This window comes from Nostoc sp. DedQUE12b (genome assembly GCF_034530835.1).
GTDB lineage: Bacteria > Cyanobacteriota > Cyanobacteriia > Cyanobacteriales > Nostocaceae > Nostoc.
Map to the genome: position 1 here is coordinate 32,467 of NZ_JAVRCI010000006.1, position 12,826 is coordinate 45,292.

At 40.5% G+C, this 12,826-nt stretch carries 6 protein-coding genes and 2 pseudogenes; 5 read left to right on the forward strand and 3 right to left on the reverse strand.

Annotated elements, in window-relative coordinates; genetic code table 11:
* Positions 1-232: 232 nt before the first annotated feature.
* The 4 genes and pseudogenes from RMY16_RS04755 to RMY16_RS04770 all read left to right on the forward strand — a co-directional run bounded on the left by RMY16_RS04755 (position 233) and on the right by RMY16_RS04770 (position 7,268).
* On the forward strand, positions 233-2,245 hold the full coding sequence (locus RMY16_RS04755) for a protein phosphatase 2C domain-containing protein (protein WP_322735388.1): 2,013 nt from the start codon (positions 233-235) through the stop codon (positions 2,243-2,245).
* Positions 2,246-3,074: 829 nt separating this feature from the next.
* Positions 3,075-3,378: pseudogene (locus RMY16_RS04760) on the forward strand (IS66 family transposase); the annotation flags it as partial.
* 136 nt (positions 3,379-3,514) lie between these two features.
* Positions 3,515-5,947: an MASE1 domain-containing protein gene (locus RMY16_RS04765; RefSeq protein WP_322735389.1), complete on the forward strand. Its 2,433-nt coding sequence runs from the start codon at positions 3,515-3,517 to the stop codon at positions 5,945-5,947.
* 58 nt (positions 5,948-6,005) lie between these two features.
* Positions 6,006-7,268, forward strand: coding sequence for a response regulator (locus RMY16_RS04770; protein WP_416211646.1), 1,263 nt, complete (start codon positions 6,006-6,008; stop codon positions 7,266-7,268).
* Positions 7,269-7,522: 254 nt separating this feature from the next.
* Here the strand turns inward: RMY16_RS04770 and RMY16_RS04775 are convergent.
* The 3 genes and pseudogenes from RMY16_RS04775 to RMY16_RS04785 all read right to left on the reverse strand — a co-directional run.
* A pseudogene (locus RMY16_RS04775) lies at positions 7,523-7,610 on the reverse strand (transposase-like zinc-binding domain-containing protein); the annotation flags it as partial.
* Positions 7,611-7,801: 191 nt separating this feature from the next.
* Positions 7,802-8,839 carry an aldo/keto reductase gene (locus tag RMY16_RS04780; RefSeq protein ID WP_322735391.1) on the reverse strand — a complete coding sequence of 346 codons (1,038 nt, stop codon included), beginning with the start codon at positions 8,837-8,839 and terminating at the stop codon, positions 7,802-7,804.
* Between the two features lie 352 nt (positions 8,840-9,191).
* Positions 9,192-11,414 carry an ATP-binding protein gene (locus RMY16_RS04785; protein ID WP_322735392.1) on the reverse strand — a complete coding sequence of 741 codons (2,223 nt, stop codon included), beginning with the start codon at positions 11,412-11,414 and terminating at the stop codon, positions 9,192-9,194.
* 672 nt (positions 11,415-12,086) lie between these two features.
* Here RMY16_RS04785 and RMY16_RS04790 point away from each other — a divergent pair.
* Positions 12,087-12,821 (forward strand): DUF3865 domain-containing protein, encoded by a 735-nt coding sequence (locus RMY16_RS04790; protein ID WP_322735393.1) that lies wholly within the window; start codon positions 12,087-12,089, stop codon positions 12,819-12,821.
* Positions 12,822-12,826 lie beyond the last annotated feature (5 nt).

Consider the following 12,826-nt stretch of genomic DNA (forward strand, 5'->3'; position numbering starts at 1 on the left):
CGCCATCCTAGTCTCTACATTATTGACGTAAATGCATTTCTACGATTAGATACAGCCAGACATAAGTTATTTACAGAAAACAAAACTGGGTATTTCTACCAATAATTTTGATTAATTTCAGTAACAAGGTGTAGTTAGCGGTACACAAGTCCAGTTTATTCTAGCCTTCAATTCATTGCCAGCTAAAGTTAATCGAAGTTTATGTATAAAGAAGAATTCTGACTCCTATTTTATGATTTCTACTCAACTGATAATTTTTTGTATAAATCCACGCTGTAATAGCCCCATTAATCCTATGGGAGATAACGTTTGTGCTAGTTGCCAAACTCCTTTAGTTCACCGCTATCTTTGGGCGACTGGCTCATTGTCTGCTTACATCCCACCAGGGACAAAGGTAGCAGATAGGTATGAGGTAATTAAACAACAGATTTGGCTGGATACTCAACCGGGGCTGCCGCCAGATGTACCGGAAGAATTGCCAACCGAAGTAATTCCTTATTTACAATTATATGAAGAGCGGTTACATCTGCCCCAGGCTTATGGGTTTGTTAGTAATCTTGAGCAAGATACAACTGATATTCTCTTATTGGAAAATGCGCCGATAGATAAGACAGGAAATATCTATCCAACTATTGTTGAGGCTTGGGAAGAAGCCACGGCAGTACGACAAGTTTATTGGTTGTGGCAAATTCTCCAACTTTGGACACCTCTAGCAGAATTGGGACTTAGCCACAGTTTACTAGTAATAGACAACTTGCGAGTCGAAGGTTGGTGTGTGCGACTTTTGGAACTCTACCAAACACCAAACGATGAAAAGTTGAGTTTACAAAATCTGGGGGAGTGTTGGCAGTTTTGGGTAGCTTCTGCAAAAACATCAGTAGCTAAGGGGTTACAGAACATTGTCCAGGAGATGTGTGAAACTGAGATTGAGTTAGAGGCGATTAATATTCAACTCAACAATTTACTACTAGCAGCTGCTGCAGAATTGCCATTAGTTTTAAAGGTGGCAGGTTCTACAGATATTGGCCCGATGATGGCGCAAAATGAAGATGCTTGCTATCCCAATAGTTTGACTGATTTAGATGAACCTTTATTGCGCCACTTGTCGATTGTTTGCGATGGCATTGGCGGGCACGAAGGCGGTGAAGTTGCAAGTCAATTGGCAGTGCAGTCTGTAAAGTTACAAATTCGCGCTTTACTAACTGAGGTGACAGAACAAACTGCACTTGTACCACCTGAGTTGTTGCAGGAACAATTAGAAGCGAGCTTACGGGTAGTAAATAATGTAATTTGTGCCCGCAATAACGAGCAAAAACGCCAAGGCAGAGAACGCATGGCTACAACTATTGTCATGGCGTTGCAAGTTCCACAACGAGTCCAGACAAGTACTGGGTGGCAATCAAATAATACCCATGAGCTTTACTTGGCTAATGTTGGTGATAGCCGTGCCTATTGGATTACTCGCAATTATTGCCAGCTACTGACAGTAGATGATGATGTGGCAACGCGAGAAGTACGCTTTGCTAAAAGCTTGTATCGAAAGGCACTTCTCAGACCAGATGCGAGTGCCTTAACTCAAGCATTAGGGACAAGAAATTCAGAATTTTTGCGTCTTAAGATTCAGCGATTTATTCTGGAAGAAGATGGCATTTTGCTACTGTGTTCTGATGGTTTAAGTGATAATAACTGGGTAGAACAATCTTGGCAGGATTATGCAACACCCGTGTTAGCAGGGCAAATGACAGTTGAAGATGCTGTCCGCAACTGGATTAACTTGGCAAACGAAAAAAATGGGCGTGATAATACTTCGGTTGTTCTCACTTATTGCCGTGTCTCTCCAGAATACTTAGTACCTGTGACTCCGGCGTTGCCAGAAGAAATTATAGAAGCAGAAATACAGGAAGAAGAACTAGAGGAACTAGAGGAACTAGAAGAATTAAAAGAATTAGAAGAACCAACTTCTTTTACAGAAAGTTCGCAAGCTTTGCTAGATTTGGATCTAGATTTGGATCTAGATTTGGATCTTTCAGAGGAACCACCTCTCAATCCAGAAATTTCACCAACTTTAATTACAAAGCCGAAGCGGGGTAAACCTTTAGTGATGCTGGGGGTAGGGTTGGCGTTGCTTGTGGGGGGTACAAGTCTGGGATTATTTGCTTGGTGGCAAATTAATCCTCAAGGATTACAGCAGATGTGTCGGCAATTTCCCCAAAAAGTGCAGTCAGTGTGTCCGAGTAGGAAGTAAGTTATACCGAAATGTTCTAATGTTGATAAGAAATATTCCAGTATTGATAAGGAATTTTGTAATGTTGATGAGAAATATTACAACATTCCTTATGGATATTGTAATATTGATAAGGAATCTTGTAATGTTGATGACAAATATTACAACCTTCCTTATAGATGTTGTAATGCTGATGAGGAATATTGCAATGTTTGGGAGAAATGTTGCAATCTTGACAAGAACAACTTAACGCTAAACCCGCTTGGTGACAACGTTTTGCCCTCACCCCAAGAAAGCTACAGTGTAGACACATCTTTGTATAAAATCAAAATCGTTGAAGATCCCCCTAAATCCCCCGATAAATTGGAGGGCTTTGAAAGGCTTTTGCCCCCTTTTTGGGACTGACAAAAAATAAATACAACCCACAAATCGTTATCCGCACTTTTGTACTCAACTCAGATTGGGTTGCGATTGATATTGCTGACAATGGCATAGGAATGTCGCAAGAAGTTCAACAGCGTCCAATACGGTTCGGATAAGTATTTTTCACTTTCCTTATGATCTGGGGAATGGGTTTGCGGGTAAAGGGGAAAGGATGTATTCAAAACCTTTCCCCTTTACCCTTTACCCTTTAACCGAACCGTATGAACTAAATTCATAATCGAGATTCCCATTCAACAAATTAAATCTGTACAAGCGAAGATACTAGAAGCTCACAATATCCCAGTTACATAACCAGTGTCTTTTAATAGTAGCAAAACACTACTGCAAAAAATAAAAACGTAATAATTCAGGTGGCAGGGTATTGACAAAGGGGACACTTGAGGGAAAATATCGCTCGCAAATATGAAGCAGCAAACTTTTACGTTCTTTACGAAATAAAGCTTCTCAATGGTGGTATTCCCTTGACTATGCTGAAGTGTCCCCTGATAACAATCAGGCTGAACGAGAGTCCTTCGGACACGCTTCGCGATCGCTGCGTTTAGCTGTCACAAAACGTAAAGTTAATGGTGGTTCGCGTTCATGCCAATTTGTTGACGGTGGTGCAAACCTGTCGTCGTCAAGGTCGGAAGGGAATTGATTTTTTTGCACAAGCTCTACTGGCTGGTTCTATTAATTCTCAGTCTCGCCCTTCTTTGCTTCCACAATTTTAGACCTGAATCCTTACGGTATGACAGCTATGCCATATCTATTCTTGATGATAAAAGTCACAACTACTTTTGGGAATTATAAACTGGACAACCTTTGTTGAGGGTTACTGGCCTTCAGCTATCTGCACGGAGACAAGAAATGCAGCAAACTACGACAAGGCAGCAATTCCTACCCAAGCTGGATCGTCCATTTATAATAGCAGCACTGACTATTCCTATTGTTCACCTCGGACTGGGATACATAGGTTTATCCATGACATTTGTCGGTGGTGCGTCAGCATTTTGGCCTTCATTCGGTGTGTTTTTAGCAGGAATGTTATTGGTAGGCTATCGGGTCTGGCCCATCATATTTTTGAGTGATTTTATTGTTAGTTATACTCTCTTTTTTAAGAACAATCTTTTACTTAGTACTATCATTCCGGCTGTCAACTTAATTACTCCTTTCGTAGCAACTTTTTTAATTCATAACTTTATCAAGCGTCGCCATTTCTTAGAGCGATCGCAAGATATTTTTAAATTTATGGTTCTGACTATACCCAGCCCCCTAATCAGTTCCATCTTGGCTGCACTAACGCTTTGTATTAGTGGTATTGCACCTTGGTCAATATTTAGTAACATTTGTCGAACTTGGCTGACATCAGACAGCACAGGTATTTTAATTGTTACACCTTTAGTGCTGGCATGGTTGCAAAAATCTCCATCGCCGAGAAGCTTCCATCAGCGACAAATGATCGAACTTGCATTCGTCTTATTGTCAATGATGGCGATTGTTCGGGTCGCTTTTTCAGGGGGATACCCAATCGAATACATGATCATTCCGCCGTTAATTTGGACGGCATTTCGATTTGAAGCGCGGATATCGACTCTAGCTGTACTTATTGTGTCAGCGATCGCGGTTTTTGGTACTGTTAAAGGCTTTGGTTCGTTTGCTAAACAACTTTCACCGAATGAATCGCTCATCTTGTTGCAATCATTCATTTGTGTAATTGCTATCACTACCTTTGTGATCTCTGCGGTAACTAGTGAAAACCAAAGATCAGCAATGATACTGCGGCAAACCAATGATGAACTAGAGCGACGAGTTGAAGAACGAACTGCCCAACTCAACGAAGCAAAAACTGTTGCCGAAGTTGCCAATCAAGCCAAAAGTGAATTTCTTGCCAACATGAGCCACGAATTACGAACTCCACTCAATGGCATCCTCGGTTATACTCAAATTCTCCAACGTACTGAAACCTTGTCTGACAAAGGATACAAAGGAATTGAAATTATCCATCAATGCGGCTTTCATCTGTTAACTTTAATTAATGACGTGCTGGATTTGTCTAAAATCGAAGCCCGCAAAATGGAGTTGCATCCCATCGATTTCCATTTTCCTTCGTTTCTAGAAGGAGTAGTCGAAATCTGTCGGATTAAAGCCGATCAAAAAGTTATTTCCTTCACCTATCAGCCTGACTCTCAGCTCCCGGTTGGTATCCACGCCGATGAGAAAAGACTGCGGCAAGTTCTGATTAATCTTTTGGGTAACGCAGTCAAATTTACAGATAAAGGAGGGGTGACTTTAAAAGTAAACGTTATTAATCATTCGTCATCTGTCAGTAGTCAAGAAACGGAACAAATAACTAATTATAAAATTCGTTTTCAAGTAGAAGATACAGGGGTTGGGATGACATCGATGCAATTGCAGAAAATCTTCCTTCCCTTTGAGCAAGTAGGAGACATCAAACGACAATCTGAAGGATCAGGTTTAGGATTAGCTATTAGTCAAAAAATTGTTTACCTCATGGGTAGTACTTTGGAAGTTGAAAGTCAAATTGGTCAAGGTAGTATTTTCTGGTTTGAAGTAGAGTTACCAGAAGCAAAACAATGGGCTGCAAGTTCCAGAGTAATGCAACAAGGAGCTATTACAGGCTATCAAGGCAAAAAACGCAGCATTTTAGTAGTAGATGACAAGTGGGAAAACCGTTCGGTAATCCTTAATTTATTAGAACCAATTGGATTTGAGTTAATAGAAGCTAGTAATGGACAAGAGGGAATTGATCGGGCTGGTACATCTCAACCTGACTTGATCGTTACTGATTTAGTTATGCCTGTAATGGATGGCTTTGGTCTGATTCGGTACATCAAGCAATCTACTCAGTTAAAAAATATAGCAATAATTGCTTCTTCTGCAAGTGTGTTTGACAGCGATCAAAATCGTAGTTTAGATGTTGGTGCGGATGCTTTTTTATCTAAACCTGTTGTAGCTGAAGTTTTGCTGGAATTACTACGATTAAAATTAAATTTGGTATGGATTTATGCACCAAAATCGGAAGTTGATTTAGAGCGCAACCAAACTAATATTCAGTCAGATTTTCAAAAATTGTCTTTACCTTCGATTGAGATTTTGACTAGCTTGTATGAGTTGGCAAAAGATGGCAATGTTGATGGGATATTGCATGAAGCCAATAACTTAAAGAGTAATCATCCTGTTTATTTTGATTTTGCTCAACAAGTAATCAAACTTGCCGAAAATTTCCAAATCAGGAAATTGCGAGAGGCATTAAATCAATGGATAGACCAGTCCAAATAAACTGTAAATAATCCTTAATAAGATTTTTGGTCTTGTTAAGTCATTTTATAAAAAACATTTGATAACCATGAAAAACTCTGATTTTGTTTTAATTGTTGATGATAATCCAACTAATTTGTCAGTACTATCACAAGCGCTAAAAAGTGCAGGTTTCGCGGTTAGAGTTGCCGAAGATGGAGAAAGTGCGATCGAAATGGTGCGGCATAAACCACCTGCTCTAATTTTGTTAGATGTGCAAATGCCGGGAATAGATGGGTTTGAGACTTGCCAGAAACTTAAAGCCGATCCATTAACGCAAAACATCCCAATTATTTTTATGACAGCGTTGGCTGATACTGGAAATATGGTGAAAGGGTTTTCGTTAGGAGCCGTTGATTACATTCCCAAACCTTTTGAACAAGCAGAAGTGATTGCCAGAGTGCGAATGCATTTGCAACTGAAGCAATTGACCGATAATCTTGAACAAATGGTTACAGAGCGAACGACAGCATTACAAAAGGCACAAGTGCAACTGGTGCAACAAGAAAAGCTTTCAATGCTTGGTCAATTGGTAGCAGGTGTAGCACATGAAATGAATAATCCCATTAGCTGCATTGTTAGCAATATTCATCCTGCTCAAGAGTATATTGCCGATCTCACTCATATCCTGCAATTATGTCAGGAAAATTATTCCCAACTACCGCCTGTCATTCAGAATGCGATCGCTCAAACAGATTTAGACTTTCTCTTAGAAGATTTGCCCAAACTCCTCAATTCTATGCAGGTTAGCACAGAACGAATTAAAGAAATATCCGTGTCGCTGCGAAACTTTGCCCGGATTGACACATCGGTAAAGGTTAAGTTTGATGTTCATGAGGGACTTGACGATACACTATTAATCCTGCGACATCGTTTTAAAGGGTTGGGACAGCGACCTGAAATTAGAGTCGTCAGAAAATACGCTTCCTTACCAAAGGTTGAGTGCTATCCAGGACAACTCAATCAAGTGTTCATGAATATCTTAGCTAATGCTGTAGATGCTTTGGAAGATGTTTGGCAGCAGGGCAAGCGAGTCAATGATTCCCTAGCAATCAACATCTTTACAGAGATATCCAGTCCTGGATATCTAACGATTCGGATTGCCGATAATGGCATTGGCATGACAGAAGAAGTGAGGCAAGAAATTTTTAATTATCTATTCACAACGAAAACAGTTGGTAAAGGTACTGGGCTGGGATTGGCGATCGCTTATCAAATTGTAGTAGAAAAGCATGGTGGAGCAATTAAGGTTAATTCCACACTCAATCAAGGAACTGAATTTGCAATCATGTTGCCTTTGTAGGACTTACATAGTCAACTCTGACAAACCACACCATCCCTATCTCTATCAAGCCTGTGCCGATCCAATACTTTTCGGTTAAGGGGGAAAGGGGAAAGGGAAAGGGTTTGATATTTACCTTTACCCCTTCCCCTTTAACCTTTACCCAGACCAACTTGCTTCAATTCCTCAGAATATCCTTTCGGCGGATTGTACAAATCAATAAATTGGCGTTAGCGTTCGCGTAGCGTCTCGTAGAGAAGCGGGGCGGAACGCACCTCGCACGATACGCAAATGTAATGCAAGTTTACCTCTTTGCTTTCCGTTCTTACGAATTTCCGTAGATCCGCAGTATGGACATTGCACAGTAGATGGCCTCAATTCATCCTTCTATAGCCGTAGTCACACAGATTAGGACAGTGTTGATTGCTCAAAGTCTTGAAAAAACTGGATTTTTACTCAGCACTTAGCACGGGCTAAACGCCCCGCTTCCGCTAACAGCACTCAGCACTTAGCTATATTATGCAACGCCTTTTCAAACACGCTCTAGCTAAAACTTATCCTAACCACTCAGGATTTTTGGCTGTACTATCAAATTGGTTAGTAGTTTTAAATAGTTCATACTGACCTTTAAGAGCAGCTTGGCGAGTCCGATTCAGTAATGCTCTAACTTGTTCCTGACTCATGGGTGTAAAAGTACGTACTGCCTCGAAAGCCTGGTTTAAGATGGGCATACTTTCAATGCCTGTAATCACCGTTGAAGTTGGCAGATTCATTGCGTAATGCAGACATTCGATCGGTTTAACCACATTGCTTTTGAGAATGTTTTGGTCGCCCATTGATTTCATCCCCAGTACAGCAATTCCGTCTTTAACCAGTCTGGGTAAAACTTGCCTCTCAAAACTGCGGAAATGGGCATCCATAACATTTAACGGCATCTGCACTGCATCAAAACGGAAGTTGTTTTGATTGCCAACTTCCAACATTCTCAGGTGTACTAAAGGGTCTTTATGCCCAGTAAAGCCTATGTAGCGAATCTTGCCAGCTTTTTGTGCTTCTACAACTGCTTCCATCGCACCACCAGGGGCAAAAATCCGGTCTGGGTCTTCCATGCGAATAACTTCATGATGCTGCAATAAATCAATGTGGTCTGTTTGCAAACGTTTTAAAGATTCATCAATTTGTTTAGCAGCAGCCGCCTTTGTGCGACCGTCGATTTTAGTCATTAGAAAAGCTTTTTGACGATAACCATTTTGGAGAGCTTTACCCATGCGAATTTCGCTACCTCCATTATGGTAATCCCAGCTATTGTCCATAAAATTAATCCCGCGATCGAGAGCAGTACGGATCAGCTCAATACCCTCTTGTTCATCTTTTGGTCTACCAATATGATGACCACCTAGACCAATTACAGATATTTGTTCTTTAGTGCGTCCTAGTTGCCTGTAGAGCATTTCCCCTTTTTTAATCTGGAGTGGGGTAGACTGATTTTGCGCTAAAACTTGTTTGGTTAAACCTTGTAAAGCAAATACCCCAGCTCCACCTAAACCAGAAGCAGAAACTACCTTCAGTAAATTTCGTCTGCTAATATCCACAAATTTATCCTTTTGCCACAGTATGAGAACTTGCCTTCATAGCTTTGCATGGAGCGAAATTTGCTGCTTCTAACTGTTGAAGGATAAAAGCAGTGAGATAGAGATAGATTTTTGATAGAGAGAAGGTAATAGAAAAATATTCCATTGCTGTGTAAGAAGAGGAAGCTTTGGAGACGTTGGCAGCAGAGGAAGAATCTGATAATTGTATTCCTGATATTGTTTCAGTGCTTCAGATGTCAACTCAAACACAATACTTAGTATGAAAGTCTTCTTTGAGAATTGTTTATAGGGCGTGTCATCAATTGAGCCAAATAACATTGGTTTAACAATTCCAATAAATGATGCGATCGCTCTATACTTTGAGGACGGGTTCAGGAGCTTTTTGGCGGATAGGCACTTGAATTATGAAATTAGTGCCTTGCCCAAGGCTAGAAAAACATTGCAATCTACCACCATGCTTTTCCGTAATGATTTGGTAGCTGATTGCCATACCCATGCCTGTTCCTTTGCCTACAGGTTTGGTAGTGAAAAATGGATCGAAGATCCGGTTTTGAACCGATTCTGGCATTCCTTGTGCGTTATCAGCGATCGCAATTTCTATTGATTGTGAATCAACTACTGAAGTGCGGATAGTAATTTGACTGGGATTTTCCTCTATATGTTGACAGGTACGCTTGATATCTAACTCATCAAGAGCATCCATTGCATTTACCAGAATATTCATCAATACTTGGTTGAGTTGACCAGGATAGCATTCCACTTGCGGCAAGTTGCCATAATTTTTAACAACTTCAATTGCTGGACGGTCTGGTTTATCTTTAAGGCGATGTTGCAGAATTAAAAGTGTACTTTCGATGCCTTCATGAATATCAACTGCCTTAAATTCCGCTTCATCCATACGCGAAAAATTCCGCAGCGATCGCACAATATTACGAATCCTCTCAGTCCCCATTTTCATTGAAGGCAGTATCTTTTGTAAATCTTCAATGAGAAATTCTAGATCGATTTCCTGTGCTAATGCTTGAATTTCTGGGTCATGACTAGAATAGCGTTCTTGGTAGAGATAAATCATCTGTAACAAGTTTTGAGTATATTCATCCAAGTGAGTAATATTGCCATGAATAAAGTTAACTGGGTTATTGATTTCATGGGCAATACCTGCTACTAGTTGACCCAGACTAGACATTTTTTCACTTTGGAGTACTTGTGCTTGGGTACGCTGCAATTCACTCATGGCTGTTTTGAGTTCAACAGTTCGTTCTTCGACTCGCGCTTCTAGTTCGGCATTACTGTTTTCTAAAGCAATAAAGGATTCGCGCAATTGCCCTGCCATGTGATTAAAAGAGTGAGCAAGAGTGTTGAGTTCATGGATATTCCCCTCTGGGAGTGTCTGTTCTAAATCACCAAATGCTATTGCTTGGGTAGTCTGATTCAAACGCAAGATCGGATCTGCAATCCGACGCGAGGTAAATATGCCAATCGTCGTTGCTACTATCAGTGCCCCAAAACACAGCAGAATGCTAATGTGGGTGTTGGCATGGATTTGTGACATGTAAGTTTTTTCTGGAATACCAACTACTACTAACCAGTCCAAACCATTTTGGTCACGCCAAGGTACAACATGCACGTAGAAATTTTCTCCTTGAACATTAACTTTCAGTTTTTGGGTATTGGTAATGGACTGAAAATCTGGAATACGCTGCTGAAGCTGCTTGGCAATGCTTTGTAGCATCGGATTGGGGCTGTCGATCGCTTTAAGGCGTTTAATTTCGTTGTTGACTACGGTAAAAGGCTTTTCTTGAGCAGAATTGGCAACCAACATACCATCACGCTCCATAATAAAAACCTGTCCGAAGCTGCTGACATTTAATTTCTGTAAAAATTCACTGAGTTTCAACAGGTGAATTTCAGCCCCTACAACACCAATCAGTTTTTTGCTGGCATCATAAATCGGACGACCTGCCGATGCCACAATATAAGGGGGATAAGCAGGATCGTAATAAGTATAAATGCGAACCCAGATAGGTTTCCCCGCTTTCACAGGTTCAGTGTAGGCAAGTTCATTGACGGTATCCCAAGTACTGGTCGTCATCACTTGGGTTGGGTTGCCATCATTATCTGTTAAGTAAGTTTTCGTATTTTTTGGCCGGCTTGGCGTTTTGATCGCATTATCATCGATTGTCACCGTTTTGCCATCGTAACGGCCGGCTCCAGTTCCTTCCCCAGTTGCTAAGTTCAAGCTGATAAAGGTTAGGTCATAGGCTTGCATTTGGTGCCAGAAGTACTTGCCAACCTTGAGACGCTCCCGCACATTCAGCAATCCCATGCGAATTGCATCAGCATTTAACTGGATAACTTTATGAGGAATCGACAGGTAAGCATCTAAATGTTGATTTACCTCACCACTGGTTCGCTCCATCAACTGATCCGCTAGATTGTTCACTGCTTTCTGGCCATTTTTATATGACAGATACCCGACTAGCCCCACGATGCCAAAAAGTTGCAATACGAAAGGAACGACCAGAACAAGCTGTAATGAAAATGCACGGACTTTGCCAGATGGATGTATCTTCATGAGTGGTAAATCTTGGTTCGCTCAGGTCTTTGCTTAACCTAGATTACCCATCACAAACTTCATACTATCAAATAGCAGAAAAATCACTTAGTTGTATTTATACTATTCTTAAGATAATTTGTGCTTCATCTTCCCGAACTTTATCCTCAATCAAGCTGGTTTCTTACTTCTGTGAACAAGATAAATACATTTGTGTCCCGCTATTTGGGATATTTAATGTAATTTGCTAAGTATTAATATTTAGTAATTAAGTTTACAATAATACCACTTGAAAAATATTTCAGTAAAAAAACATTACTTTAATAATCTTAATGAAGTATAAATGTTTATAATGATTTAATATTTATAGTAATAAAACTCAAGGTTTTTGGATTCCAAAAACCAAATCTGGCAATCAATAATGCCAAAAACTTCATAAATTAACTGTTTGCAAGTTCAGGCCTAATATCGGTATTCAGAAATCTTTGGTAATCAACCAAGCTAACTGAGTATCAATTTTGCCTTGCCTGTATTCAGAAATAGTTGGTAATCAGCCCAGTGAAATGCGTATTAATTTTACGTATCAATTTTGCTTGGTTTTGATATTGCCGCTAGTATCACCTTTGTTATATTCATACCAACTTTTGCGACAAATCGACCGACACTACTTCAACTCTTGAAAGGACTAAAATTGTGAACAGATTCGATCGCCTAACTCAGCAGCTGAATCAACTGCTCGCTCAGGATTACCTGGCATTTAGTATTACAAAAAATCCGGTTGCACAAATGCTGAGTCAAGCAAGTTTTGCTCAGATTGCTTATATCATGCAGCAATATTCGATTTTTCCAAAGGAGTTGGTGGGTTTCACAGAGTTAGCAAGACAGAAAGCGCTGGTAGCAGAATGGGACATTGTAGCCCAAGAACTCAAAGAAAACATTGCCGAAGAGATGGGCAAAAGTACACAAGGAATCTCTCATTACACGCTTTTAGCTGAAGGGTTAGAACAAGGACTGGGCGTTCCTGTGAAAAACACAATGCCGTCAATAGCTACATTCAAACTGCTGAGAACTATGCAATTGATATTTGAGCAACAACTACCTAATGTGCTAGGGGCAACCTATGCGATCGAGGCAACCTCAATTCCGGAATTAACTCTGATCGTGCAACTTCTAGAGTGGTTGCTAGAAGGAGCAATGCCCAAAGATTTGCAATATTTCTTCAGCAAGCATTTAGATGAGTGGGAAATTGAACATGAAGCGGGCTTAAGAACATCTGTGGCAGCATACATACAACCCGAAGAATTTGGAGAGTTTGCAGCAGGGTTTCGGGCAATGATCGATGCAATGCAGGTCTGGTGGCAGGAATTAGCGCAAGAGGCAATCTCATCTGAGGTTGGACTTGGGATAGCGATCGCTCAACACCACTGATTAAA

Excerpts from the sequence above, each read along its gene's own strand:
- RMY16_RS04755 (WP_322735388.1), top strand. The coding sequence starts at position 233 with ATGATTTCTACTCAACTGATAATTTTTTGTATAAATCCACGCTGTAAT.
- RMY16_RS04765 (WP_322735389.1), top strand. The coding sequence starts at position 3,515 with ATGCAGCAAACTACGACAAGGCAGCAATTCCTACCCAAGCTGGATCGT.
- RMY16_RS04785 (WP_322735392.1), bottom strand. The coding sequence starts at position 11,414 with ATGAAGATACATCCATCTGGCAAAGTCCGTGCATTTTCATTACAGCTT.